This window comes from Pseudomonas sp. SJZ131, assembly GCF_007828705.1.
Lineage (GTDB): Bacteria > Pseudomonadota > Gammaproteobacteria > Pseudomonadales > Pseudomonadaceae > Aquipseudomonas > Aquipseudomonas prosekii.
Genome location: NZ_VIVC01000008.1, coordinates 79,055 through 105,917, shown reverse-complemented (window position 1 = coordinate 105,917; position 26,863 = coordinate 79,055). Strand labels below are relative to the sequence as shown.

At 53.0% G+C, this 26,863-nt stretch carries 22 protein-coding genes and 2 pseudogenes; 13 read left to right on the top strand and 11 right to left on the bottom strand.

Features of this window, described 5'->3' with window-relative positions:
- Positions 1-189: 189 nt before the first annotated feature.
- The 6 genes from FBY12_RS27445 to acs form a co-directional block, all read right to left on the bottom strand.
- On the bottom strand, positions 190-954 hold the full coding sequence (locus tag FBY12_RS27445; RefSeq protein WP_046042317.1) for an ABC transporter ATP-binding protein: 765 nt from the start codon (positions 952-954) through the stop codon (positions 190-192).
- A gap of 27 nt (positions 955-981) precedes the next feature.
- Positions 982-2,094 carry a M14 family metallopeptidase gene (locus FBY12_RS27440; protein WP_145257585.1) on the bottom strand — a complete coding sequence of 371 codons (1,113 nt, stop codon included), beginning with the start codon at positions 2,092-2,094 and terminating at the stop codon, positions 982-984.
- A 1-nt stretch (position 2,095) separates the two neighbouring features.
- Positions 2,096-2,794 (bottom strand): ABC transporter permease, encoded by a 699-nt coding sequence (locus FBY12_RS27435; RefSeq protein WP_092279021.1) that lies wholly within the window; start codon positions 2,792-2,794, stop codon positions 2,096-2,098.
- Entirely contained in the window at positions 2,791-3,480 is a 690-nt protein-coding gene (locus FBY12_RS27430) for an ABC transporter permease (protein WP_092279019.1), read from the bottom strand. Before FBY12_RS27430 ends, FBY12_RS27435 begins: the two co-directional genes overlap by 4 nt.
- A gap of 91 nt (positions 3,481-3,571) precedes the next feature.
- Entirely contained in the window at positions 3,572-4,345 is a 774-nt protein-coding gene (locus tag FBY12_RS27425; RefSeq protein WP_145257582.1) for an ABC transporter substrate-binding protein, read from the bottom strand.
- Positions 4,346-5,041: 696 nt separating this feature from the next.
- Positions 5,042-6,997 carry an acetate--CoA ligase gene (gene acs, locus FBY12_RS27420; protein ID WP_092279015.1) on the bottom strand — a complete coding sequence of 652 codons (1,956 nt, stop codon included), beginning with the start codon at positions 6,995-6,997 and terminating at the stop codon, positions 5,042-5,044.
- A 406-nt stretch (positions 6,998-7,403) separates the two neighbouring features.
- Between acs and FBY12_RS27415 the strand changes: the two genes are divergently transcribed.
- The 3 genes from FBY12_RS27415 to FBY12_RS27405 all read left to right on the top strand — a co-directional run bounded on the left by FBY12_RS27415 (position 7,404) and on the right by FBY12_RS27405 (position 9,881).
- Positions 7,404-7,670 (top strand): DUF2790 domain-containing protein, encoded by a 267-nt coding sequence (locus FBY12_RS27415; protein ID WP_145257579.1) that lies wholly within the window; start codon positions 7,404-7,406, stop codon positions 7,668-7,670.
- Positions 7,671-7,860: 190 nt separating this feature from the next.
- On the top strand, positions 7,861-8,115 hold the full coding sequence (locus tag FBY12_RS27410; protein WP_145257576.1) for a hypothetical protein: 255 nt from the start codon (positions 7,861-7,863) through the stop codon (positions 8,113-8,115).
- Between the two features lie 515 nt (positions 8,116-8,630).
- Positions 8,631-9,881 (top strand): ribonucleotide-diphosphate reductase subunit beta, encoded by a 1,251-nt coding sequence (locus FBY12_RS27405; protein WP_092279009.1) that lies wholly within the window; start codon positions 8,631-8,633, stop codon positions 9,879-9,881.
- 120 nt (positions 9,882-10,001) lie between these two features.
- On the opposite strand, the gene FBY12_RS27400 is transcribed toward FBY12_RS27405, so the two are convergent.
- The 3 genes from FBY12_RS27400 to FBY12_RS27390 form a co-directional block, all read right to left on the bottom strand.
- Positions 10,002-11,759, bottom strand: coding sequence for a response regulator receiver domain (locus tag FBY12_RS27400; RefSeq protein ID WP_145257573.1), 1,758 nt, complete (start codon positions 11,757-11,759; stop codon positions 10,002-10,004).
- A gap of 1 nt (position 11,760) precedes the next feature.
- Positions 11,761-14,703: an ATP-binding protein gene (locus FBY12_RS27395; protein WP_256663366.1), complete on the bottom strand. Its 2,943-nt coding sequence runs from the start codon at positions 14,701-14,703 to the stop codon at positions 11,761-11,763.
- Between the two features lie 153 nt (positions 14,704-14,856).
- Positions 14,857-15,909 (bottom strand): DNA cytosine methyltransferase, encoded by a 1,053-nt coding sequence (locus tag FBY12_RS27390; protein WP_145257567.1) that lies wholly within the window; start codon positions 15,907-15,909, stop codon positions 14,857-14,859.
- 504 nt (positions 15,910-16,413) lie between these two features.
- Here FBY12_RS27390 and FBY12_RS27385 point away from each other — a divergent pair.
- The 5 genes and pseudogenes from FBY12_RS27385 to FBY12_RS27365 all read left to right on the top strand — a co-directional run bounded on the left by FBY12_RS27385 (position 16,414) and on the right by FBY12_RS27365 (position 20,297).
- Positions 16,414-16,946: pseudogene (locus FBY12_RS27385) on the top strand (Bro-N domain-containing protein).
- A 120-nt stretch (positions 16,947-17,066) separates the two neighbouring features.
- Complete coding sequence (locus FBY12_RS27380; RefSeq protein ID WP_145257564.1) at positions 17,067-17,780, top strand: HNH endonuclease; 714 nt, start codon at positions 17,067-17,069, stop codon at positions 17,778-17,780.
- A 119-nt stretch (positions 17,781-17,899) separates the two neighbouring features.
- Positions 17,900-18,112, top strand: coding sequence for a very short patch repair endonuclease (locus FBY12_RS28055; RefSeq protein WP_306092833.1), 213 nt, complete (start codon positions 17,900-17,902; stop codon positions 18,110-18,112).
- Between the two features lie 223 nt (positions 18,113-18,335).
- Positions 18,336-19,184 carry a DUF2971 domain-containing protein gene (locus FBY12_RS27370; RefSeq protein ID WP_145257561.1) on the top strand — a complete coding sequence of 283 codons (849 nt, stop codon included), beginning with the start codon at positions 18,336-18,338 and terminating at the stop codon, positions 19,182-19,184.
- A 123-nt stretch (positions 19,185-19,307) separates the two neighbouring features.
- Positions 19,308-20,297, top strand: coding sequence for a hypothetical protein (locus tag FBY12_RS27365; protein WP_145257558.1), 990 nt, complete (start codon positions 19,308-19,310; stop codon positions 20,295-20,297).
- 8 nt (positions 20,298-20,305) lie between these two features.
- Here the strand turns inward: FBY12_RS27365 and FBY12_RS27360 are convergent, their stop codons facing one another.
- A complete protein-coding gene (locus tag FBY12_RS27360) occupies positions 20,306-21,484 on the bottom strand; it encodes a hypothetical protein (RefSeq protein ID WP_145257556.1) in 1,179 nt (392 codons plus the stop codon).
- 283 nt (positions 21,485-21,767) lie between these two features.
- On the opposite strand from FBY12_RS27360, the gene FBY12_RS27355 reads away from it, so the two are divergent.
- Positions 21,768-22,085 (top strand): helix-turn-helix transcriptional regulator, encoded by a 318-nt coding sequence (locus FBY12_RS27355; protein ID WP_121731194.1) that lies wholly within the window; start codon positions 21,768-21,770, stop codon positions 22,083-22,085.
- A 56-nt stretch (positions 22,086-22,141) separates the two neighbouring features.
- Here FBY12_RS27355 and FBY12_RS27350 read toward each other — a convergent pair whose 3' ends face one another.
- The gene (locus FBY12_RS27350) at positions 22,142-23,191 is read right to left on the bottom strand and encodes an MBL fold metallo-hydrolase (RefSeq protein WP_145257553.1); all 1,050 of its coding nucleotides are present in this window, start codon (positions 23,189-23,191) and stop codon (positions 22,142-22,144) included.
- 214 nt (positions 23,192-23,405) lie between these two features.
- On the opposite strand from FBY12_RS27350, the gene FBY12_RS27345 reads away from it, so the two are divergent.
- From FBY12_RS27345 to FBY12_RS28280, 4 genes and pseudogenes are all read left to right on the top strand, one after another.
- Positions 23,406-24,014: a TetR/AcrR family transcriptional regulator gene (locus FBY12_RS27345; protein WP_145257549.1), complete on the top strand. Its 609-nt coding sequence runs from the start codon at positions 23,406-23,408 to the stop codon at positions 24,012-24,014.
- A gap of 158 nt (positions 24,015-24,172) precedes the next feature.
- On the top strand, positions 24,173-25,249 hold the full coding sequence (locus FBY12_RS27340; protein WP_145257545.1) for a diguanylate cyclase: 1,077 nt from the start codon (positions 24,173-24,175) through the stop codon (positions 25,247-25,249).
- Positions 25,250-25,441: 192 nt separating this feature from the next.
- Positions 25,442-26,212: pseudogene (locus tag FBY12_RS28285) on the top strand (PAS domain-containing protein); the annotation flags it as partial.
- A complete protein-coding gene (locus tag FBY12_RS28280) occupies positions 26,201-26,761 on the top strand; it encodes a methyl-accepting chemotaxis protein (RefSeq protein ID WP_371927585.1) in 561 nt (186 codons plus the stop codon). The pseudogene FBY12_RS28285 and the gene FBY12_RS28280, both read left to right, overlap by 12 nt.
- Positions 26,762-26,863: the final 102 nt, after the last annotated feature.

Below are 26,863 nucleotides of genomic sequence, written 5' to 3'. Positions count from 1 at the left end.
GAACGCAAATCTCAAAACCGGCAGCAACCCCCTGTAGGAGCGAGGCTTGCCCGCGAAGGCGGTGTGTCATTCACAAATGATGTCGACTGACACGGCCTCTTCGCGGGCAAGCCTCGCTCCTACAGGGGGGCGGGGCCAGTCTTTAGGCTGCGAAGCATGCACTATCCCGGTGCGCAGCGGGAGTTCGGTTTACTTCAGGCTGCCAGAGAGGAATTGCTGCAAGCGTTCGGACTGTGGATTGACCAGCACTTCACGCGGGTTGCCGCTTTCTTCGACGACGCCTTTGTGCAGGAACACCAACTGGTTCGACACCTCACGGGCGAAGCCCATTTCGTGCGTGACCACAACCATGGTCCGGCCTTCCTGCGCCAGGGCCTGCATGACTTTGAGCACGTCGCCGACCAGTTCCGGATCGAGCGCCGAGGTCGGTTCGTCGAACAGCATCACCTCAGGTTCCATCGCCAACGCACGGGCAATCGCCACGCGCTGCTGCTCGCCGCCGGACATGTGGCCAGGGTAAGCGTCCTTGCGATGCGCCACGCCGACCTTGTTCAGGTAGTGCTCGGCTTTCTCGCGGGCTTCAGCCTTGGACATGCCGAGCACGTGGACCGGCGCTTCCATGATGTTTTCCAGCGCGGTCATGTGCGACCACAAGTTGAAATGCTGGAACACCATCGACAGGCGCGAACGCATGCGTTGCAGCTGTTTCGGGTCGGCGGCTTTCAGCGCGCCGTCCTTGTTGGCCACCAGTTTCAGCTCTTCGTTGTTGAGCAGAATCTTGCCCGCGTGCGGCTGCTCGAGCAGGTTGATGCAACGCAGGAAAGTACTTTTGCCGGAGCCACTGGAGCCGATGATGCTGATCACATCGCCAGCCGCCGCTTTCAGGGACACACCCTTGAGCACTTCGTGACTGCCATAGCGTTTATGCAGGTCTTGGACTTCAAGTTTGTACATGCGGTCGGTTCTCACAAAAACAGTCAGTCAGTCGTTGAGCAAGCGCCCGTGACGCAGCGCTTCGCGCCCCGCCACCTTGGCCAGCCAGAAACCGGGTTGGGCATAACGTAGCCGTTCAACGGCAAACAGCACCCCGGACGTACCAGCACAGATCGTGCTGACGCGATCGGATAAAGGATCGATTACTTGAAAAATCTCGTCGCCGGCCTCGACCCACTCACCCGGCTTGCGCAGGAAACTCACCACGCCGGGATGCGGCGCGAACAGCAATTCGGTGCCTTCGAACGGCATGCCTTCGCAGGCATCGCGCGCCGGTTTCGGCCATTCGCCGCTGATCAGGCCTTGCTCGGCGAGGAACGCCAGAATGCCTTCGGCGTAAGCCTCAGCCTCGGCGCGACCGGTGTCAGCCTGGCCACCCAATTCAATCGTCGTTGCCAGGCATGCCAGCGAAATCTGCGCGTCCGGGAACAGCCGCGACAAACGCAGCCACGGCAGCGAGCAGGCTTCATCAAACGAACTGCCACCGGAATCTTCGGCCAGCAAACCGACCTTGACGTCCAGGTGTGCGGCCAGCGAACGCCATTGCGGCCAATGCTGCGGCAAGGCGTACATGTGCAGCGCGGCTTCGGCGTCGCAATGCAAATCCAGCACCACGTCAGCGCTGCAGGCGTGGCTGAGCAACACACGCTGCATGCCTTGCAACTGACTCGCTGCGAGCGGCAATGCGGCGAGCGCATCGCTCATGGCTTGGCGGATCAAACGGATATTGGCGTGCGGATCATCGCCCAGACGCCCGTCCACCGCAGCGGCCACCGGCGCGCTGAGTTCGACGAAATCACGGTTGAAATTCTTGCCGCTGCCGGCCTCGAAACGTCCTTGGTGATTGCCTTGCAGCAACTGGCCGAGGCCCAGCGGATTGGCTACTGGCACCAGTTCGATCACACCGTTGAGCAAGCCTTGCGCTTCGAGTTCGGTGAGGCGCTTTTTCAGCTCCCACGCGGTGCGCATGCCCGGCAATTCATCGGCGTGCAGGCTGGCCTGAATGTAGGCCTTGCGCTCGCCTTTACCGAAGCGGAACACCGAAATGTGCCGTTCGCTGCCCAAGTGGCTCCACGGCAAGCAATGGTCGATACGTTCCATATCAGTGCTTCCGCGGGGCCAGATAGCCCAGCCAGCGGCGCTCGGCCAGTTTGAACAGCTTGACCAGAATGAACGTCAGGCACAGGTAGAACACGCCAGCGGTGATGTACGCCTCGAACGGCAAGTAATACTGCGCGTTGACCGTGCGCGCGGCGCCGGTGATGTCGATCAACGTCACGATCGACGCCAGACTGGTGGTCTGCAACATCATGATCACTTCGTTGCTGTACTGCGGCAGCGCCCGGCGCAGGGCCGACGGCAGCAGAATGCGCTTGTACATTTTGTAGCGCGACATGCCCATCGCCCGCGCCGCTTCGATCTCGCCGTTAGGCGTTGCGCGCAAGCTGCCGGCAATGATTTCGGCGGTGTAGGCGCTGGTGTTGATCGCGAACGCCAGGCACGCACAGAACGTCGCGCTGGACAGCCACGGCCACAACACGCTTTCGCGCACGGCTTCGAATTGCGCCAGACCGTAGTAGATCAAAAACAGCTGCACCAGCATCGGCGTGCCGCGAATCACGTAGGTGTACAGCCAGGCAGTCATGTTGACGGCGGCGTTTTTCGAGACGCGCATCAATCCCAGCGGCAACGCGCACAGCAGCCCGAAGAACAGCGAAATCGCCAGCAGTTTGAGCGTCGTCAGCAAGCCACCGAAGTACAGCGGCAAGGCCTCATAAATGACGTTGTAGTCGAAGATCATAGATCAGCCGCCCTTACGCCTACCGAGTAGCGCTTCTCAAGTTGACGCAATATCAGCAACGAAACACTGGTGATGACCAGGTACATCGCCGCCACTGCGAGGAAGAAGGTGAAAGGTTCGCGGGTGGCATCGGCCGCCTGCTTTGCCTTGAACATCATGTCTTGCAGCCCGACCACCGAAATCAGCGCGGTCGCTTTGGTCAAGACCAGCCAGTTGTTGGTAAAACCCGGAATCGCCAGGCGAATCATCTGCGGCACCAACACCCGGAAAAACACCTGAAAACTGCTCATCCCGTAAGCCATGCCCGCTTCGGCCTGACCCTTGGGGATCGCCATGAACGCGCCACGGAAGGTTTCCGACAGGTACGCACCGAAGATGAAACCGAGCGTGCCGATACCGGCGGCCAACGGGTTCAGGTCGATGTAGTCATCAAAACCGAGCATCGGCGCGACGCGGTTGAGCAGGTCCTGACCACCGTAGAAAATCAGCAGGATCAGCACCAGGTCGGGAATCCCGCGAATCACCGTGGAATACAGGTCGCCCAGCCACGCCAGCCAGCGGATCGGGGACAGACGCAGCGAAACGCCGATCAGGCCCAGAACAATGGCCAGGACCATGGACGACAAGGCGAGCTGAAGCGTCAGCCATGCGCCATCGAGGATGACAGCCCCGTAGCCTTTCAACATGATTCAGGTCCTCGAAAGTTGGGATGAAAAAATGGCGCAAACCGCAGAGATCCTGTTGCTTGCGCCATTTCGGACTTGTCGCCGGGACGTGTTACTTGCCGTAGATATCGAAGGCGAAGTATTTGTCCTGGATTTGCTTGTACTTGCCGTTCTCGCGGATGGCCGTGATCGCGGTGTTGATCTTGTCTTTCAGCGCGTCACCCTTGCGAACCGCGATACCTACGCCGTCGCCGAAGTATTTGACGTCGGTGAAGGCCGGGCCAACGAACGCAAAACCTTTGCCCGCGTCGGTTTTCAGGAAGCCGTCATCCAACAGCGTGGCGTCGGCCACGGTGCCATCGAGGCGACCGGCAGCGACGTCGAGGTAAATTTCGTTCTGCGAACCGTAAGGTTTGATTTCAGCACCCAGCGGCGCCAGCACTTCACGGGCGAAACGTTCGTGGATCGAACCACGTTGCACGCCGATGTTTTTGCCTTTGAGCTCAGCCAGGCCTTCGCTGACTTGCGTGCCTTCTTTCATCACCAGACGGGCCGGGGTGTTGTAGTACTTGTTGGTGAAGTCGACCGACTTCTTGCGATCTTCAGTGATCGACATGGACGACAGGATCGCGTCGATCTTGCGCACTTTGAGTGCCGGGATCAGACCGTCGAACTCTTGCTCGACCCACACACACTTGACCTGCATCTGCTCGCACAGAGCGTTGCCGATGTCGTAGTCGAAACCGACGATGCTGCCGTCCGGTGCCTTGGAGGCAAACGGAGGGTAAGCCGCTTCGATACCGATCTTCAGGGGTTTTTCATCGGCGAAGGTTGGCAGGGACAGCACGGACAGTGCCAAGGCGCCAAGCAGCACAAGTTTCTTCATCTCGGGACTCCATCGGTAAAGGGCAAAAACGGCAGAGTGAGCGACAGCCCAATATGCGAATGGGTGAAATCGAAAAGCGCTGCTGCGTCATGCAAAACCCACGCTGATTCAGCGCGAGCGACGACGAGCGAGTGATCGGCATTCTAACGACAGGCCCGAAGTCGATATTTCTTCAATGCGACAACTAATTACAGATGCACCGAGAAAGCCACTTGGACACGTTGACAGCCCTGCAATTTCATGCAAGAGCAAAAGATTGTAAACCGATCTATGCTGCAAATTGCGGGCCTATTATTGGCAAACCCTTCTAATCCGGCAAGTACAGCGTGGTGTCTTATTTTTCACCCGCGGTTTAGACGCTCCGAAACGGGCCTGTGCGTTTCCCAATGCCCCGGATTGGCGCGGGCGGTTACACATTCAGACACATTCATCGGTGGAGGTAACAGTGGGAAATGGCCTACGAGTGAAGCCGATAATTATTGGACGTTGTTGATGTGGTGCCTGACAGGTCGCTATCGCGAGCAAGCTCGCTCCCACAAGGGATCTGCGCCCGGCAAGGATTTATGTTCACCAAAGATCAACTGTGGGAGCGAGCCTGCTCGCGATGAGGCCCGCACAACCACCCCAAGCCCCCCAGCCAATAAAAAGCCCCGCCAGATAACACCTGGCAGGGCTTCAACAGATCAAAACAGCTGCTTACGCAACGTTCATCGTCTTATGCGTATCAATCAAATGCTGCACCACGCCCGGATCCGCCAGGGTCGAAATATCGCCCAAGCCGTCATATTCGGCAGTCGCGATCTTGCGCAGAATCCGCCGCATGATCTTGCCTGAACGGGTTTTCGGCAGCCCCGGCGCCCACTGGATCACGTCCGGCGAAGCAATCGGGCCAATCTCTTTGCGCACCCAGTTCTTCAGTTCCAGACGCAGTTGCTCGCTCGGCTCTTCGCCGCCGATCAACGTGACATAGACATAAATGCCCTGGCCCTTGATGTCGTGCGGCACGCCGACCACCGCTGCCTCGGCGACTTTCGGGTGCGCAACCATCGCGCTTTCGATTTCGGCGGTGCCCATGCGGTGCCCGGAAACGTTCAGCACGTCATCCACGCGACCGGTGATCCAGTAATAACCATCCTCGTCACGGCGCGCACCGTCACCGGTGAAATACATGCCACGGAAAGTCTTGAAGTAGGTGTCGACAAAACGGTCATGGTCGCCATACAGCGTGCGCGCCTGGCCTGGCCACGAATCCAGAATCACTAGGTTGCCCTCAACGGCGCCTTCCAGAATATTACCCAGGTTGTCCACCAGTGCCGGCACCACGCCGAAGAACGGACGAGCAGCCGAACCAGGTTTCAAGCCATGGGCACCCGGCAGCGGGCTCATCATGTTGCCGCCGGTTTCGGTCTGCCACCAGGTGTCGACGATCGGGCAGCGCGACTGGCCGACCTTCTTGTAGTACCAATCCCAGGCTTCCGGGTTGATCGGCTCACCCACCGAACCCAGCAGGCGCAGGCTGCTGCCGTCCGCGCCTTCGACTGCAGCGTTACCCGCCGCCATCATCGCGCGGATCGCTGTTGGTGCGGTGTAGAGGATGTTGACCTTGTGCTTGTCGACAATCTTCGCCACCCGGGTGATGTCCGGATAGTTCGGCACGCCTTCGAACAGCACGGTCGTCGCGCCATTGGCCAGCGGGCCATAGACGATATAGGTGTGGCCGGTGACCCAGCCGACGTCGGCGGTGCACCAGTAGATTTCACCCGGGCGGTAGTCGAACACGCGCTCGTGGGTCATGGCCGCATACAACAGGTAACCGCCAGTGGTGTGCTGCACGCCTTTCGGTTTGCCGGTGGAACCGGAGGTGTAAAGGATGAACAGCGCTTCTTCGGCGCCCATCTCTTTCGGCGCGCAAACGCTGCCCGCCACTTTCATCAGGTCTTCGTACCAGATGTCGCGATGCTGGTTCCACTTGATGTCGCCACCGGTGCGCTTGCACACGATGACTTTCTGGATGCTGCTGGTTTCCGGGTTGGTCAGCGCGTCGTCGACGTTGGTCTTCAGCGGGATTTTCTTGCCGGCACGAACGCCTTCATCGGCGGTAATCACCACTTTGGAACGGCAATCGATGATCCGCCCCGCCAGCGCTTCCGGCGAGAAACCACCAAACACCACCGAGTGAATCGCGCCGATCCGGGTACAGGCCAGCATGGCGACCACGGCTTCGGGAATCATCGGCATATAGATAGTCACCACGTCGCCGCGATGCACATCCTGGCCGCGCAAGGCGTTGGCGAACTTGCAGACTTGTTCGTGCAGTTCGCGGTAGGTGATGTTGCGGCTTTCGGAGGGGTCATCCCCTTCCCAGATAATCGCGATTTGATCGCCGCGCTCTTCCAGATGACGGTCGAGGCAGTTGTAGGAAACGTTCAGTGTGCCGTCGGCAAACCATTTGATGTCGACGTGGTGATCGTCGAAGGAAGTCTGTTTCACCGTGGTGAAAGGCTTGATCCAGTCGAGACGCTGAGCTTGTTCGCGCCAGAAGCCGTCCGGGTTGACGACCGACTGCTGGTACATGGCCTTATAGGTGGCCTCGTCAGTCAGCGTATTGGCTGCTACCTCGGGACGAACGGGATACAAAGAAGCCGCACTCATCTTTCTTACCTCGGTGGAATAGTTGTTTTTGTATGACCCTGTTGTAGCCGGGCCGGGCCTATAGAACCATTCGACGATGGTAGTAACAAGCCCCTGCCCAGCGTCGTGGACACACCGCTAAAACTGCCCAACCCCCGCATTTACTGGGCCGCGAGCCCGCACGATCACCCGCGATTTTCTGACTTATTACTGATTGTTACGGGAATTGCGAAAGGTGTTTATCAAAAGCACGGGTATATGAATCCAACCCTCACGCCTAAAATCAGCCTCGCCAACAAGGCAAACCTGATTAACCAAGTTGCAGCCCCCACGAAGGCAGTTAATCAAAAAACCAAGTACTGAAGTTCCACACGCAATCCCAAAAAGATTGCGTGACCCCACTCGACCTTAGAAAGGTAAATTTGAAATGAAAGCTTTATTAGTTCTGGCCCTCAGCAGCATGTGCTTAACCGCCATGGCAGACGAGGCCCCGACTGATGTCGCGCAGCTGCAACAACCGGTGGAAGAGCAATACACTTACTCCACCCACCTGGACATCGCCAACGTCGTGTCCATGAGCGAAATCCCGAATGTCTGTGAAGTTGTTCCGATGAAAATGGAATACGACGACTCCAAAGGTCAGCGCCACATCCTGCGTTACAGCGTTATGGGCAACGGCTGCTCTAACGGCTGATCTCCCGCACTACCCCTCTAAACGGTTCGACCCAACTGCCCGCGCTATCTGGTAGCTGAAGCGCCGAACCGTATAGATCGAATAACACGATTGTTTAGTGCGATTATTTGCGCTTTTTAATCAAATTCACTGGCGTAGTATCACTTCCACACCCAAGGCACAAAACGCCAACGAACCTGGAGCTACCACCATGAAAACCAAACTGATCCTCGCCCTGACCCTTTCCGTATTGGCCGGCAGCGCTTTCGCCGCTGATGGTTTTGACCGCACCGGCTCGGCAGTCGCTGCTGATGGTTACGATCGCACCGGCTCGGCTACCGTCGCCGAAGATGGCTACGACCGCACTGGCTCGGCAACCTTTGCAGAAGATGGCTACGACAAAACCGGCTCGGCGACTTTCGCTGCTGATGGTTTTGAACGCACCTACTCGGCCACTTTCAGCTGACATTTGGCTGATTAGCCACCGCCCGACTTCGGTCGGGCTCAGTTGTGTCTGAGGGCATCGAAAAGGCTCGCAAAACACAACATATAGTGAAAAAGCGCTTTTTTGGCTGTTTTTTGATCAAAAATACGCCTCGCCAAAAATTAGCAAAAAAAAATCTTCGCAGTCGATCCCCAGCCAAAGCCCTGTAAACCCTCGCTCCGACCCAAATACCCGCCCTCGCCTACCGTTCTCAGCGCCGATTCGTCGCACCACACGCCGGTTTTTTTCCCTATAATGCGGCCTCAAACGGGCCTGCAATATTCCCTTACAGGGACAGGCAGGCATCCGAAGCCCAGGCAGACGCTTTTCACGTTTCTGCGCACCGAGGCGGCTTCGGGTTTTCCGTACAAAATTCTGTTTGATGCCTGCGTATAGCTGCTGCAAAAAACGATTCCTTAAGATCCAACGCGGTCAGTACGACCGTGTGAAAAACCATCACACGGGCAAACTGGCCCTCACGCAGGAGACGACACGTCATGCTGAGCTGGGACGAATTCGACAAAGAAGACACGGGCGAAGTAGCGGTAAAAGGCGCAAACGCCGGCCACGCGACTGAAGCCAACATGGACCGCCTCGACACCGCCGGTGGCGTCGCCGCCCAAGAAGCGCGTGCCGTGACCGCGTCCGACTCCGCCGCGATCGCGCGTGCCAAGGCTGCCTTGGACAACCTCGACGTCGCTGAAGGTCTGGCTGAACTCGAAGGCGCCTCCGCCCGTGTCGCTGTCGACGAAAAGCGCATGATCAACTGCCGCGCCGACCTCAACCAACTCGTGCCATTCAAGTACGACTGGGCCTGGCAGAAATATCTGGACGGTTGCGCAAACCACTGGATGCCGCAAGAAGTCAACATGACCGCCGACATCGCCCTCTGGAAAGACCCGGAAGGCCTGACCGACGACGAGCGCCGCATCGTCATGCGCAACCTCGGCTTCTTCTCCACCGCCGACTCGCTGGTTGCCAACAACCTGGTCCTGGCCGTGTACCGCCTGATCACCAACCCGGAATGCCGCCAGTACATCCTGCGCCAGGCCTTCGAAGAGGCGATCCACACCCACGCCTACCAGTACTGCATCGAATCGTTGGCCATGGATGAAGGCGAGATCTTCAACATGTATCACGAGATCCCATCGGTCGCGAAAAAAGCCACTTGGGGCCTCAAGTACACCCGCTCGATCTCCGATCCGAAGTTCGAAACCGGCACCGTCGAAACCGACAAAGAACTGCTGCGCAACCTGATCGCCTACTACTGCGTTCTGGAAGGCATCTTCTTCTACTGCGGCTTCACCCAAATCCTCTCCATGGGCCGTCGCAACAAAATGACCGGCGTCGCCGAGCAGTTCCAATACATCCTGCGCGACGAATCCATGCACCTGAACTTCGGCATCGACGTGATCAACCAGATCAAAATCGAAAACCCGCACTTGTGGGATGCCGAAATGAAGGAAGAAGCTTCGCAGATGATTCTGCAAGGCACTCAGCTGGAAATCGAATACGCACGCGACACCATGCCTCGCGGTGTATTGGGGATGAACGCGGCGATGATGGAGGACTACCTCAAGTTCATCGCTAACCGTCGTCTGTCGCAGATTGGGTTGAAGGAAGAGTATCCAGGGACGACTAACCCGTTCCCTTGGATGAGCGAGATTATGGACTTGAAGAAAGAGAAAAACTTCTTTGAGACGCGGGTTATTGAGTATCAGACTGGTGGGGCTTTGAGCTGGGATTGACTTCCAACAAACGAAGCGCTAGTAAGGGTCGCCGAAAGGCGACCTTTTTATTTATAAAATCTAATATATAGCCGCACTCTAAATGTAACTTACATAGAATGAACAGAGCCGAATTTAGAATCAAGCACCAAACTTAAAATGCCCTTTCGCAGAAATTCGTAGATACTCAGAATCAAGAATACCTATCCTCATCCAATTACTCGCCAAACTAGACATTTCACTTGCGGCACGACCATAACGAATCTCTCCTAGCCACAGAAATTCCATCCCACCAGAATCTTTAACTGTAAAGAATTTAAAAGATTGCTTATCCTCCGCCTTAACACCCCTAACTCTTTGAGTAGAGTCATCCGGCGCAAAAACAAACGTACAAATATTTGGACTTTTCTTATCAAAAAATAGGCTTATCGCTTCGCCACCAAAATCCTTCACTACAAAATTATATGGCTTGGGTTGAGAAACTCCTTCGAGAAATACAAAATTTCTTGGTTCTTTCAGTCGCAACATATCGCAGGCAGGAGTTAAGCACATAAAAAAGCGCGCCTCCTTATCGCTGCCAAATTTTAAAACGGTGCCAGTAGTCAACGATGGAAGCCATCCGTCATTACTACTCAACTTTGTACTTCCAAACGCTTCACGCCGAAATGCAACTAATCTTGAAAAATCGTTCTCAGCACTCATCGCTTTTTCCACAGTGCCGGCCAGAGCCTCTGTGATTTTGTTTCTGCGAAACTCTGGAAAATCCCTTACATCTCGCTCTCCGACAATCATTTCTTTATCGTTGACACCATTCTTTAATACACCAAGCAAAGTATCAAGATCAATCTTCACCTTTACATTCGCGCCGTTTTTTTTCGTTTCGTACTCAGTCACACATAAACTATCTTTATGGAAAGCCAACCACTTTTCTATAGCAGGGATATCGAGAAACTCATCTGCCACAGCCTCTAGACCAAGGGCGTTATCACACTCTGCAACTAACAACTCCCGCATCAATTCCGCCACATCACCTGGCGGATTGGTTATGAGCCGGTTCGCGATATAAGATGAATCTAAATTTTTGTCAAAACGGGTGACCATATGATGAATATTTTTTCTAATCGCCCCCACCGCCGCCAACGAAAAAGCAGGAATTAATCCATCAGCCAGATATGTAAAAGCCTCCACCAAAGCGTTTGGTAACTGCATAGAAGAAACTTCAGCTTTATTGAGCGCCATGATTAAGCAGTGCCCATTTTTCGCATAGAACTTATTATTCATATCAGTCAAAGAAACGCCGCCAGCAGCCAGAGCCCTCTTCATATCAGAAAAAATATCATCCGTTATCGTCTGCCCGGTATATACACAAATCAGACGCATCCTTCCACTCTCATCGACGTCTGACTTTGCAAGTAACTCCAGCACTTTCAGAGTAAGGCTTGCGCTTTTCGGTTTCAGGTACCAATCAATTACCACAATGTCTGATATTTTAGCAGCAGCTAGTGCGCGGCCAATTTTCGCTTCATCGTCAGAAACCTTGTTATCAGGTAGAACAAAGGCACACGCGATACCCGCATCAACGAATGCATCAGATACAGCCCTAACATCTAAAGGATGATCATCACTTGCATCCACAACAACATCAGACAACTTCTGCACTGCGGCTGGAACTTTCAATGCAACGGAAAGATTTACCCCCCCCATACCGTCATCAGCAATATCTAGAGGTTTAGCTGAATATTCGTTAGCTGCGGCCTCCACTGTTTCCCGAAGGAGAGGCTCATTATCTATAACCACAGCACTTTTTAAAAACTTTCGAACAGCTTCTAGACGATGTGCAAGCCAAGCTTGATTAGTGTCGACGGCCTCTACAGTACCTTCAAAAACTTCAGCTTGCATTTTACTCTCCTTGTTCGTCCATCGGCCTAATCCGGAATACAGGTCTAAAGTCTAAGCCCGCACTTATCAACTCCACCTCAAAACCTTCACGACGTAACGTTTCCCTACTAATTGCCAACCCCATACCTCGACCACCTGGTTTTTTTGTCTCACCAAATTCGAATATAAGATCCCTTATCCGCTCTTCAATTCCAGGTCCAGTATTAGAAATCAAAAAGCCGCGCTCGTCAGCATCGAGAAAAATTTCTCGCCTAGATTCAGCACCTGTTGACACCCAGTAGATTGCGTTATCAACAATATTTATAAAAGCACCAAGCAACGCAGATGACTTACACTGAACCGTTTTATCACGAAATTCTGGAGTGGGTACGATATCAATATTTGCGTCAAGCAGGTACTCACTAAAAACGCGCCGGAGTACAGTTAGAATCTCGTCACCTGATAGTTGCACTGTTGCACGATGCATTCTCCGACCTAAAGGATCCAATACTTTCAAGTACCCATCTAGATGTTCAATATGATCGCGCAAGCTTGAATATATCACTGCCAACGGCGGATTCGAAGCAGCCCAAGGTTTCAGATTCGCCATAGCTACTCGTATCCCTTTAGCGGCACGTTCGAATTCATGTTGAAGGATACCAACGGACATTCCCATCTGGGCGAAGTCAGAATAGAAATCTAACTGTTCTTCTAATAATTGATTTCTATTTTCCAACGCAGCAAAACGGTCATCAAGGGTTTCTCTATCATTTATACCGTCGGACAACTCGACCATTTGCCTTCTAAAAGAATCAAAAAGCTCCATTTCTTGTTGGCGTAGCTCTATAATTTTTCCTTCAACGTCTCGGCGATAAGTGTCCAGATTCTCTGGCTTTTCCGCCGATTTTTTAACAAATTCAACTACTAAAGACTCTACACCTACTCGTAACTCTGAAAACTGTTCTTGCAGCACGCTTTTAAATGACTGCTGCATGGCATCGGACGCATTGTATGCCTCGCGACGCAAGCCCATTAGGCTTTTCATCGCGCTATCACGTTCACGCTCAATATTTTGAATTGCGATTTCTCGCCTCTGTGCATCAGCTAAACGCCCCTCCGTTGCACTAGTTAACTGCTCATCAATATTTATAAGAAGAGGATCCAACGCAGTGTCTTTTATCTCTAAAAACATGCGTTCATAAGCGCTCCAATCCCTCTCAAGCACCTTACCTAAAGCTAGCCCTCTAGGGCACGTAACAACGGCCTTGTTAAATAAAGCCCTATATTTTTTTCTCACATCGACTTCAACAACCCTCAACTTTGCGGCCAACTCTCCGATACTCTCTTCGCTGGAGAGTCTATCTACCTCGGATTTCAGTTCATTTTGAATTCGCGAGACCTCATGCTCAAAATAATTTTCTTCATAAGCTTTGAAAAAAATAGTTAACTCTGCACGAAAGTCTTTTCTTCTGCCTTCAGCTTTCTTTGACTGTTTTTCCAGTACTTTATACTGAGCTGCGAGCCGAACTTTATTTTCCCAGAATAATTCACCCTGAGAGCCAGTCGGCCGAAAAAACTCCAACGCCAACTGTTGAAACAAATTAATTAATATCGATCTAAAATCACGATATGCTTGATTCTCGCGAAACCCTTCACGTCCAGCCTTTTCAGTCAAAGTAGCGTTATCTTCGTGAGAGATTGAGATATAACCAAATCCTCGTCGATATGAAAAGAACCAGTCCTGCGCCGACTTAGTTCTTCGCTTTTCTATATCTAAGTAATCGTAATCAGAATGGCCATAAGGTAATACCCGCACGCCATTTCTATACACATATAAGCCACCCAGCCTATCTAGCTTTGCGGTCATTCGCTGCCATTCAGGCATCTCAAGCGACGTCTCTTTTTTGTCACCCTGAACATAACCGTAACGAATAGAGAATGGACCGCAGCGAGGAGCACGCCCTCTCCCCTCTACCCAATTACAAATGAAACTGTGCTTTTTCCCATAAACAGATACAGTCCCTTTAAACTGACCTTCCAGATCAAACTCACCTTCAAAATACTGATCGACCTTCTCAAACTCATCAGATGTGAAAAAATTGCTAGGGCCGATCAGGCTTTCTATTTCCGCCAGATGGTGATCGCGAAATTCCGTTTTTATGATAGGCAAATCGCCCGTCATAGTATTAGAGAAACCAAGAAGATTACGCTCAAGTTTTGAGGATTCTTTATCGGCCCCACCATCTATATCGTCATCCAACTCTGGCGCAACTGGAAGGACAATAAAATGAGTCCCATATCCATTGCCACTCAATGTTAAGGGGTTTTCACGATTGAGGTTCAAGGTTGCATCAAGCTTGTCGGGACCGATCACCTCGGCTTGTTGTAACTCTGATAAAAGCTTCTGATATGCTTCCGGATTAATATCATGCTTCAAGCTCTGAATATTCTCAGAGACTTGATATATTAAATCGCCTATATCTTTTTTTGTTGGAAGAGTTCCGCCGGGGAATTCCTTTATCGGAATATCGATAGCACTAATGTCTATACCCGGCTGCTCAAATAGCCCCCAGTGCACAAGTGTCACTACTAAATTGCGCAAACCATCTGGACGACTAGCCCTTGTCATTAATAATGTAATAGGAGCAATAACAGCGATCGCTAGCCGCCCTATTCCTTTTTCCCCCATTATTACTCGTTTTTCAGGTTTTTTAGGACCCCGCCATTCTTCTACTTCTTCACCAGGTTTGACACGATTTGCATTTACTCGGGATTCAGTTCCTAGTGTCAACCAACGATTTTCTAGATCCTCCCGGGTCATACCATAGCCATCATCACGAAGCACGAGAACACGGGTGCGTCGAAAAAAATCAACCTCAACCCGTTCTGCATATGCGTCATGGGCATTTTTGAATAGTTCATGAATCGCGGTAGGAATACCAGCGATCTGCTGTCGGCCGAGCATATCGACGGCTCTAGCTCTTACCCTGAGCTGTGTCATTAAGACTCCCAAGTATTTAAGGACTGTTCATTTTATTTAGTAAGAATTGCCCCTAAGCACTGAATCAACATGTCGCCACAATCACCCACAGGGCATACCACCCACGCCAGCATTAAGTCAATCTACTTTTGATTCGAAGCTCAGAGCTTTCAAAAGGCTTTTTGCTATTTGGGCCATCATTTTAGGTGGAACAGCATTTCCAATCTGGGTTGAAACTTGAGCAGAATTCCCATTAAAAATATAATTATCGGGAAATGTTTGTAGTCTCGCTGCTTCTCGCAGAGTTATTGCCCTGTTTTGCTCCGGGTGGGCAAAACGACCACGAGTTATATCAGTGCAACCAGTCGTCAAAGTTGGAGAAACTTCATGCCAGTACATCCGTCCATATGTATCAGGAAAAGATGATTTCTTTTTGCCGCGGTGACAGGCAAGTTGAAGCTCTGGAGGAAGAGAGTGCCGACTTCCGCCATTTTTGGGTATATTTTCTAAGCGCTGGATATTTAGTGGAGAGTGCTTTCTCGCGAAATGCAGCTGATCTCGACCATCTAATGGGCGACCCAATGGAGGTTCTGGTAAATCAGAAATAGCTTTCCATACTGTCTCTTTATTTTTTCTAGCTATATCTACCGCTATTTCTAACGGGACACCTTTAACCGCAATTAACACCATTCTTGTGCGCCTTTGAGGTACACCTAAATCAGCGGCATCAATACGCATGGCTTTTGAAACTGTGTAACCAGCTTCAGTCTCTAACCAATGGATAAACCCTCCAAAAACATCGCTAGATTGCAATCCTGGGACATTCTCTAGAAAAATTATTGTGGGATTAAATCTTTCAATGAATGGAATGGAAGAGCTAACCAAATCATTTCGTACATCGTCGTTACTGCGATGGCGATTTTGGCTGCTGAATGGCTGACAAGGGGCACATATAACCAGCAAATCTAATTTTTCGGGAATGATGTCCGAAAATTCGTCTGGAGATGTAGTACGGATGTCCTTTTCGAGGAGTCGGACCTCAGGATGATTTGCTCGATAGGTCTTACACGCCCCTGGGTTCAAATCAACAGCACCCACCACGCTGAATCCCGCCTGTTTCAGCCCCAGCGTGACGGCACCCGAACCACTGAACAAATCGAGGGCGATTGGCTTGCGAGCCCCATTAACCATATGTGTTTCCTGACGAATGAATGCGCATCTAGCGCCAAAAATACCGTAATAATAGGCTCGAAAACCGGCCTGGCAACTATGCCTGAGTAGAATACAAGGTTCGAACTACAAAGTGTTCTACAGAAAATGTCCACCTCCCGTGATTGATCCTTCGTATGACCAGCCTTAACCACAACGCATCCTGACCCTACTCTTCTCACGAGCCTAAGAAACTCACAACCAGAGCGGTCCTCCGCACCTGACAGTCATGCGGCTTTTTTTCGTCTTCGGATCCCCTACGCCTACGAAAATGCCCGTTATGTCGGGTGTGGGCGAATACAAGACCCGGAAGGGGAATATGTCCGGCCCGTCTCTGGTGGGTTTCTTAGCTCCCGACACCCATAACGAATGCCCTAAGAAAGCAGCCAGAGGTAAATGGATATGCCCCAATGTCTGACCTTCCCCAGGAAGGCAATTTGTCGCTCCCAAGTCGCCTGCCCTGCCTCCCACGTCAGGAGGTTCGCAATGTCTGATCCATACACTCCCACAGTCTTCATCCGCCAAAATCTAGGCCTTCACGCACTCCTTTGGAAAACCAGCCATGGTTCTGCGCCCGAGATTTGGGCCGCTTGATGGGTTTTCACCTGAGCGATCGCGTTGTTAGCAAACTGGATGAAGATCAGCGACACATGCTGCTGATCAACTATCACGGCCAACTGGAAAAACGGATGATGCTCAGCGAGTCTGGCGTCTATGCGTTGTTGGTGTATCACTACGCGCCGGGGAACCGTTTGTTGCGCGAATGGTTGACACATCAGGTGGTGCCGTCCTTGCGCGATGCGAGACAGTCGAAGAATTCTGATCGACCGATGACGAGTTTGTTGGATTGGCCAGAGATGTCTTTGACTCTGCTGCATTGGCAGGATGAAGGCTGGATTCGGCTGCGGGACATGCCTTATTTGTTGCTCAATCGCACGCGACGGCGGGTGCCGATGGTTAAGCCTTGGTGGCGGAAGGTTGTAGAGGTGGTTCAGTCGTCGAAGCAATCGGTGAATTAGTTCAGTGACGCCTTTGTAGGATCGATTGAGCGATTTATCGGCTGCCCCTGTAGGATTTTTCGTAGACAGCGGTAATGGCCTCTCAGTATCGTCCGAGGGTTTTCAACCCTCGGCGATCTTATGGACATCGAAGCAAAATACACCGATTGGAGCGAATCCGAGCTCGAAACTGCGGTTGATGCCTACCTTAAGATGCTAGAGCTGGAACAGAACGGCCAGAAGCTCAATAAGGCTAAGGAAAACCGCCTTCTTCGGGCGGGAATGCTTTCTGAACGCACCGAAGGCTCCATTGAGTTTCGAATGCTTAATATTTCAACCGTATTGTTGCGGATGGGGAAGCAGCGCATAGCCGGTTACAAACCAGCCCCTCATATGGGGTCGAATGTCGAAAACTCGATCCGCGCTGTGCTGGCGGATCGAGGGATCCTCGCTGTTGACGAATCCACCCCGACAGCCGATGAGGAAACGCTCGAACGGCGAGCTGCAGCGCTCCAGAAACAAAAAATCAAGACAGCTCCGGAAGGCATTTTGAAACCGAAGCGAGCGTCAAGTCCTCGCACAGCTTATGTGCGTGATCCAGAGGTAAGGGCTTGGGTAAGAAATGAAGCCAACGGTATCTGTGAAGGCTGTGGTGGAGTGGCTCCGTTTCAGAAACACGGTCTGCCTTATCTTGAAGTTCACCATGTTAAGCATCTAGCCCTGAAGGGATCAGATCGCGTCACCAATGCTGTGGCGCTGTGCCCGAATTGTCATCAACGTTGTCACCATTCAAACGACAAAGACGCTTACACCCTATCGCTTTATGCAAAAATCGGGCGGCTGATTCCTGAGTAATACCGGAGCATCTCTGCGAGCTCCTCTTGACCTAGTCCTCGTGATGTTTGCATCCTCTCCGAAACCTCAAGGTGATACACCGATACTGGGTTTCCGACGGGGAATGGTGGGGATTTTGAATGTGTACGGACATTGTAACGCTGGAGCGGCGCTCCAGAATGATGTCCCGGGTGAAGGGGAAAAATACAAAACCCGAGATGATCGTTAGGTCTTTATGTCATCAAATGGGACTACGCTTCCGGCTACACCGAAGAGATCTACCTGGGACACCTGATCTAGTTTTTCCAAAGCATAATTTATGTATATTTGTACACGGGTGTTTTTGGCATTAGGCATATCGGATGTAAATATGCCTCCATGCCTAAAATCCGAGTGAATTTCTGGCTAGAAAAATTTAACACGAACATTAGTAGGGACCACCAAAACACAAGCAAATTAAAATTATTAGGTTGGCGAGTTATCGTAATCTGGGAATGCGAAACAAAAGACACCAACCAAGTAAAAGAAAAATACCAAATACAACCAACATAAAACCAAACAAATATTGAGCACCGCATGCTTGGATACAAATACAGAGCTATTAATAAGTATTCGCTAGAGACACTCACAAACAACACAGTCTACTTTTCGAAATACACTGACTTCAACGATCCATTTGAGTTTTCCACACCATTTCCAGATCTAAAAAGAATGTACACAGAAGTATCAACGGGGGTAGACAAACTTTTAGCACAAAAAGCCATATCTATTGAAAATCACAAACATCTTAAAAATGTCTGCCAAATAATAATCGAGAAAAAAAGCTCATCTCTAGACAAAAAACACGATGAAATAAAACAAACACTGGAAACTACAGGGGTGTACAGCCTCAGCAAAGTCAATAATGAAATACTGATGTGGAGTCATTACGCAGATAACCACAAAGGTTTCTGTATAGGCTTTGACAATCTTCATAAAAATACGATTCCCGAGACCAAACCACTGCCTATAAATTACACTGACCAGTACACAGATCTAAGTGACCCAGAGTTAATTCTCGAATTTTATAAAAAAATGTATGGTGAATATATTTTCTTACCAGACGCACTTTGGAAGAAAAAATATCTTGAACTAGGAAAAGAAACAAAATTTTTAGATGACCAGCGTGGTGGAATTGCAGTAATTACCGACAAATATGAAAAATGGTCATACGAACAAGAATTTAGACTAATTGACCAAAAAGGATTTGGCCTCAGACCATTTAATCCCACATGCCTAAAAACAATAACTTTTGGTCTGCGAACTAGCCCGCATGACATAGAAGCCATCATAAGCACATGTAAAAACAAAAAAACAAACATTGAGTTCTATAAGGCTCAAAAGGACAAAAACACCTTTGCGCTAAAAATTATTCGCATAGATTGACAACCTCCATCCAGCATGTTGCTAATTTGCATAGAGCCCCACACCAATCGGTAAAAATATGGGTGCTTTTTAACTCCCTAATCGCTATTAATACCCTCCCCCACTCAAGGACCCGAGCCCGCCATGAAATTCGACCTCGCCTACTGCCTCAGTCTCGACGACAAGCTGTCGATCTATGACGTGCGCGATCTCAATTTCGACGAGACCATGGAGTTCGATTCCGCCAAGGAACACTTCCAGTGTCCCAATGACGCCTGCCGGGCGGCGTTTGATGCGGCGAATGTGCTGACCACGTTCAACGCCAAGAATGTGAATTACGTTCGCACCCCGCACTTCAAGAACACGCCGAGCACGCGGCATGTCGCGGATTGTCCTTATGTGAGTCTGAAGACGCCGGCGTCGGGCGTTGAGGCCGAAGGCGCGGAAACGGATGACAGCCGCGAGGAGCATTTCCCGTCGGAATTGTTACTGACTCGACGCGAATACGTGCGCAAGCCGTCGAGCCCGGCAGTGGCCGCGGATGTGGTGCGCGATGATCCTAAACCATCGCCCGCGAACACTAGCGTCGAGCATCCGAGTCGGGAGACCGCACCCGACAAGACCAGTGTCTTCGCCCACCCGGTCGAGTGTTTCGTGTCGAACTTCGAGGACAAGGAATTGCTCAAGCGCATGCCGCTGAAGATCGGCGAGCACACCGCGCCTTATGGTTCTTTCTTCAAGAAGATTGAATACCTGACCGACAACAAGGGGCTGATTTACTGGGGCAAGATCAAGGAGATCAAGGATTACACCCAGAGCTTTCGCATCGATTTCGAACAAAAAGTCTGGTTCAAGCAAACGGACGAGGCGAAGAAGAAGCCTTACTCAGTGAACGTTTACTTGAGCAAGAAGCTGATCGACAACTACCGCAAGCGCAAGGCGTTCCTCGAAGAGATCAAGCACGCCATCGAGAGCGGAAAGGAGTTGTTCTGTTTCTTCTACGGCGTGACGCCGGAGTTGAAGCAAGTCCCGAGCAAGAAAAACCCCGAACAGACGTTCGGGGTGTTCAGCGCGAATATTGAGAGTCTGGATCACTTTATCGTGCGGGAAGCGCCGGGGTTGGCGGATAAATAGCGTTTGCCTCAGGGCAACTGCACCGCCACTCCACCGGGATTCTGCTTGATTACCGAATACGGCAAAACGCTCCAGTCGACAAATGCACATGGCGCGTCCGCGTGGGAGAAAGATGGCCCGAACTTGATGCCGTTTTCAGCGAAGTACCAGGTCGGGTAATCCCAATGGTCTTGTTCGCCGTAAGTGCAGTTGTCGTCGGGGACTGGCTGCATTTCTTCGGGGTAGAGCTGCCGTAATTGCGCAACCAGCCAAGGGGCGAATTCGTTGTTGCGGTATTCCGAATACGCGGCGGAGATTTCGGCGGATTGTTCGCTGTTGCGCTCTTCGTAATGCAGCGGCTTGCCCTGCCCCACCCACAGCACATCTTCGAGCGTTACAGGTTTGCCGTTTTGCGCATCGATGTTGATATAGGCATCGCTGTAATCCGGGTGCGCGCCGCCGCAATAAGCCTCGGTGCCCACGCTGATGCTGATGACGTTGGGCGTGATCAACAGCGGTTTTACCGTTTGCAAATAGTAAGCGCCGCCACCCGCCGAGAAGCATCCGTAATACTCGACGACTTCTTGCCACAATCGTCCCAACAGCAACTTGTTGATGCGATCCCGCACTTCGGGGGTGTAGCCCGAAACGATCTCGAAGAAAGCGGTTTTAGTTTGCGGCTCGCTCCACCATTGCAGCGAATAACCTTGGAAGGTTTGGGTTTTTCCCTGTTTGAGATTCATGTCTTGCAGACGCAGATATTCGTAGGGCTCGGCGTCGTAAAGCTTGGCGAGATAGGGCAGCGTGCCTGCCGATATCGCTGGAAGTTCAGCTTCAGTCAGTTCTATCTTCAGCATTTTGCCTTGGTCGTTACTCCACTCGCCCCACGCCTTACCAGTTTCGATATTCAGATGAATTTGCGGTAGCGGCTTTTCATCACCGTAAGGCTGTTCGCCTTCATTCAGCACCAGCGTCGCGCCCTGCATTATGCCGCTCAGGGCGATGTCTTTGCGGTATTTCTGATAGAAGTAGCGACCGCTGATGTTGGTTGGCGCGGCCGTTTGCACTTCCATGACGATCGGCATCTTGCCCAGCGTACCGGTAAAGATGCGTCGTCCTTCGCCGGCGTGGGCGCTGGAACACAACATGACTGCCAACATGACTAACGACGTGGCAATTGGCGCCCCGCGCAACAATCCCTTGAGCATCGATCTATCCCTGATATGAGTAGGAGCAACTCCGGCCGAAGCATCGGCGGCGCTCTTTGAGCGATGCGGATTATGGCGGGGTTAGTCCATGGAATCGAGGGCCAATGTGGCACTTTCAACCTTGCGCGAGTGGCGAATCCAACTCCGATCGTGGCGCCTACCGTCCGTCAGGAGAGACACAGCGAAATGGCCAATATCAAAAAATGCATTTGATCCGGATTCAAAACAACTGTACAAAAACACAGTACATTTTGAATCAGCACTCTCGAGCCCGGAGCACACCATGGCCTCTTCTGCGATGAAAATCACTTTGGAACGTATCGCCCTTTTCCAATTTACCCCGGCCCACAGCGCTCAGGCCCGAGCGATGTTGGGTTGGAGCGTTGACGAGCTGTCCCGGGAATCCGGGGTTTCGGTGCAGGCCATCGAGCGTTTCGAGGCCAACCGCGATGTGTTGGATGTCACGCGCCTGACGCTGGCGTATCGGTTTGAATCGGAAGGTCTGGTGTTTTTCCCTGGATTTGCGCCGGGTCGGGGGATGAACGTCAGAGGCTCGACACCCAATCCGATGGCGCGCGCCGATTATGCGATGGTCGAGTGAGTGATCCCCTGGGGCCGCTGTTCAAATCAGCGGCCCGGCGTCCCTCGCTCGGATGATCAGGCGGTTACCTGGTTTTCCACGTTCTCCAGATCCAGCCACCACGGCTGACCACGCTGCGGATATTTGACGTTGAACGCCTCGCCCATCTGCGGCGTGGTAATCGACACGCTGCGTTCCCAGGCCAGCGCCAGGATGCGGTCGAACGGTTCGTACCAGGCGTGCATCGACAGGTCGAAGGTGCCGTTGTGAATCGGCAGCAACCAGCGGCCTCTCAGGTCTATGTGTGCTTGCAGGGTTTGTTCGGGTTGCATGTGCACGTGTGGCCACTCGACGTTGTAAGCACCGGTTTCCATGAGTGTCAGGTCGAACGGGCCGTACTGTTCGCCGATGCGTTTGAAGCCGTCGAAATAACCGGTGTCGCCGCTGAAGAAGATCCGCGTATCGGCATCGATCATCACCCACGACGCCCACAGCGTGCTGTTGCCATCGAACAAGCCGCGCCCGGAAAAGTGCTGCGACGGCGTGGCGATGAATTTGATGCCATCGACTTCCGTGCCCTGCCACCAGTCGAGTTGGCGGACTTTGACGGCGTCGATGCCCCATTTGATCAGGGTGTCGCCGACGCCCAGTGGGGTCAGGAAATAGTTGGTTTTATCGGCCAGTTTGAGCACCGCGTGGTGGTCGAGATGGTCGTAGTGATCGTGGGAGAGAATCACCGCTTCGATCGGCGGCAATTCTTCAAGGCTGATTGGCGGTTGGTGGAAACGTTTGGGGCCGGCCCATTGCACTGGCGAGGCGCGCTCGGCGAACACCGGGTCGGTGATCCAGAATTTGTCGCGCAATTTCAGTAACACGGTCGAGTGGCCGAGGCGGTAGACGCTGTGATTGGGCGCGGCGAGCAACGCGGCGCGGGTCAGTGTTTGTACCGGCACTGCTGCGCTCGGTCGGGTGTTGCGCGGTTTGTGGAAGATCATGTTCCACATGATCCGCAGCATCTTGCGCAAGCCCTCGCGCTGCACCGGCGAGTGGTTGCGGAAATGCCCTTCGACCTGACGGGACGCTTCAGGCGTAGGCGTTTTGTCCGCAGAGGAAGTTGAAGTAACCATTGCTGAATGACTCCAGAAAACCGCTTGAAGGACGGTTTCGCTTGTGGCGATAAAGATGACCAAGGCACGCACGCATCAGCCGCAGACGCTATTTGTCACGGTGCAGGATTAAGGAAACATTACACTGCACAGTGTAGTTTCTAGGTTGCATCAATGCCGTCGACAAGTAAACTGCCGAGTGTAATTCTCCACTTCCTTGTGCCGAAGCCAATTTATGACAGCTCCACTGCGCCTCACCGACCGTAAACGCGAAGCGATTATCCAGGCTGCGATTGCCGAATTCCGCGCTCATGGTTTCGACATCACCAGCATGGACAGGATCGCCGCCACCGCCGACGTGTCGAAGCGCACGGTGTACAACCACTTCCCCAGCAAGGAAGAGTTGTTCGCCGAAATCCTCAGTCAGTTGTGGGCGCGGGTGACCGCCGAACAGGAAACGCCCTACAGCCCGGACCAGCCGCTGCGCGATCAATTGCGCCAGATCCTGATGGCGAAAGTGCAGATGATGGGCGACGACAACTTCCTCGATCTGGCGCGCGTGGCGATAGCCGCGACCATCCATTCCCCCGAACGCGCGCAGAACATGATCACGCGCATGGGCGAACGCGAAGAAGGCCTGACGGTGTGGATTCGTGCTGCCCAGGCCGATGGCCGCTTGAAAGCGGTGGCGCCGGAGTTCGCCGCCCAGCAGGTGCAAGGCTTGCTCAAATCTTTTGCGTTCTGGCCGCAGGTGTCGATGGGCCAGAATGGCCTGTCGCCAGACGTGCAAAGCACCGTCGTCGAGTCGGCGATGGACATGTTTCTCGCCTGTTATCAGCTCTAGATCCCCGCCCTGCTGCGTCTGCGCTATCGTTAAATGGCTTCCAAGGACACTGATTATTCCCGTTGGAATAAATGACAATGTCCGCCGCTTAACCGATGAACGGTAAGTCTGAATAAAACACCGCAATGTGTTTCAGAATGAATCTGGCGCAGGGAATTATGGAAAATCAACGCGGCAAGGGTCTGTCATTTGCTCGACGCATCTACATGCCCAGAACCGTCGGCCTGGGCATCGGCTGCATTTGTGTGACCGCTGCGCTGTATCCGCTGAATATGCCCGGCTGGGTGTGGATTCTGATGTTGGTCAACGGCTTCGTCTGGCCACATGTCGCCTACCAAATGGCCACTCGCTCGCCCTACCCCTACCGCGCTGAACGCCGCAACATCATCGGCGATTCGCTGTGCGGCGGTTTCTGGGCGGCGGCCGTGCAATTCAATCCGATTGTGACCGTGACCATTCTGTCGATGATGACAATGAACAACGTCGCCGCCGGCGGTCCGAGGTTGTTTCTCCACGGTGCGGTGGCGCAAATACTCGGTGCGTTGATTGCCTGGTCGGTGTTCGGCATCGCGTTTACCTCCACGGCGACACCGGTCCAAGTCTGGGCTTGTCTGCCGTCCTTGGTGATTTACCCGTTGGCGGTCGGAATTGTCTGTTATCGGTTGGCGTTCAAACTCGCCGAACACAAACGCGCATTGAGCGCCCTCAGCCGCACCGACAGCCTCACCGGATTGCTCAATCACGGCTCGTGGAAAGACCTGTTGCACGTCAAGTTTCAGCAGAGCCGACACAATCAGATTGCCTCGGTAATCGCGCTGATCGACATCGACCATTTCAAAACGATCAACGACAGCTACGGCCACATCATCGGCGATTCGGTGCTGCGCCAAATGAGCTTCGAGTTGCGACGCAGTCTGCGCGACATCGACCTGGCGGGGCGATATGGCGGTGACGAGTTCTGCGTGATCCTGCCGAACATGTCGCTGCAGCAGGCCGGGGAAATCATGGAGCGCTTGCGCGAGGTGCTGAACAATTACCGCCACCCGCACGTGCCGCAATTGCAGATAAAACTTAGCATCGGCCTCGCCGCCTACCAACCCACGTTCAGCGACGCGACGGCATGGCTCAACGCTGCCGATAAAGCGCTGTACACCGCGAAAAACACCGGGCGCAACAAAATCAGCATCGCTGACAGCCTTGCGATCGATGCTGCGACCACGCCAATCTCCGCCTGAAAAACTTATACAAGGATATTAATAAATCGCTCACTTGTACAAGTTTACGAAGTTTTGTATAAGTATTGCTCTGTCAGCCACGGACCCGCTGACATTGAGCAGACATCGCCGAAAATCTCCAGGATTTTCGGCCTGCAGGCGCCGGAATAGGGACTGACTCTTCGTTGTTCCCAACCTTCTTGAGCACTGCCCATGTTCTTCAATCGCCATAAAGCTGAACTCGAAACACTCCAGCATACTGTCGCCAACCAAGCCGGCCTCCTCGACGCGATTGATCGCTCGATGGCGGTAATCGAGTTCGATTTGAACGGCGTGGTCCTGCGCGCCAACGACAATTTCCTGATGACCGTGGGTTATCAACGCGAGCAGGTGATTGGTCAGCAGCACCGCAAATTCTGTCCGCCGGAGTTTGCCCGCAGCAGCCAGTACAGCGAGTTGTGGTCGCGATTGAATAACGGTCATTTCGAGTCGGGGACTTTCGAGCGGGTCAACAGCAAAGGTGAGCCGATCTGGCTGGAGGCGAGTTACAACCCGATCAAGGATGCGTCGGGGCGCGTGGTGAAAGTGGTGAAGTACGCGCTGGATGTCACGGCGAAAGTGCAGCAGGAAAGCGAATCCAACGCCAAGTTGCAGGCGATTGACCGCGCGATGGCGGTGATCGAGTTCGACCTCAGCGGCAACGTCATCACCGCCAACCAGAATTTCCTGACGCGCATGGGTTACAGCCTCGCCGAACTTAAAGGCAAACATCATCGAATTTTCTGCACCGCGGCGCTGGTCAACAGTGGCGCGTATCAGGACTTCTGGCGCCGACTGAATCAGGGCGAGTTGTTCAACGGGCAGTTCGAGCGCGTCGATAAACGCGGGCAAACGGTGTGGCTCGAAGCCAACTACAACCCGGTGTACGACGCCAGCGGCCGCTTGTGCAAAGTGGTCAAGTTCGCCTCGGACGTGACCGCGCGGGTGGAACAGCATGCCGAAGATTCGCGCAGCGCTTCCGAGGCTTATCACATCTCGGTGGAGACGCGAAAAGTCGCCGAGCAAGGCACGCAAGTGATTCAGCAAGCGGCCAGCGAGATGCGTGAAATTGCTGCAAACATTGACGAGTCTTCGACCTTGATTGCGCAGCTCGGCGAGCGTTCCGAGCAGATCACCACCATCGTCAATACCATCCGCGCGATTGCCGATCAGACCAATTTGCTCGCGCTCAACGCCGCGATCGAAGCGGCGCGGGCCGGCGAGCAGGGTCGCGGCTTTGCCGTGGTGGCGGATGAAGTGCGGCTGCTGGCGGCGCGGACCAGCGGTTCGACGGCGGAGATTTCGAGCATGATCGGCTTGATCCTGAACGAGACCCGGCAAGCGATCAAAAGTATGGACGGCACGCGGGACCGGGCGGCGCAAGGGGTTGAATTGGCCAATCAGGCCGGGACGGTGATTTTGCAGATTCGTGATGGCGCGAGTCATGCAGTGCAAGCGGTGAGCATGTTTGCGAATGAGCGAACCGGGGTCTGAGGTTCTGTAATCACGAGGATTGGGACCGGGTTGCGGCCTTCGCGGGCAAGCCTCGCTCCTACGGGGATCGCATTCCTCTGTAGGAGCGAGGCTTGCCCGCGA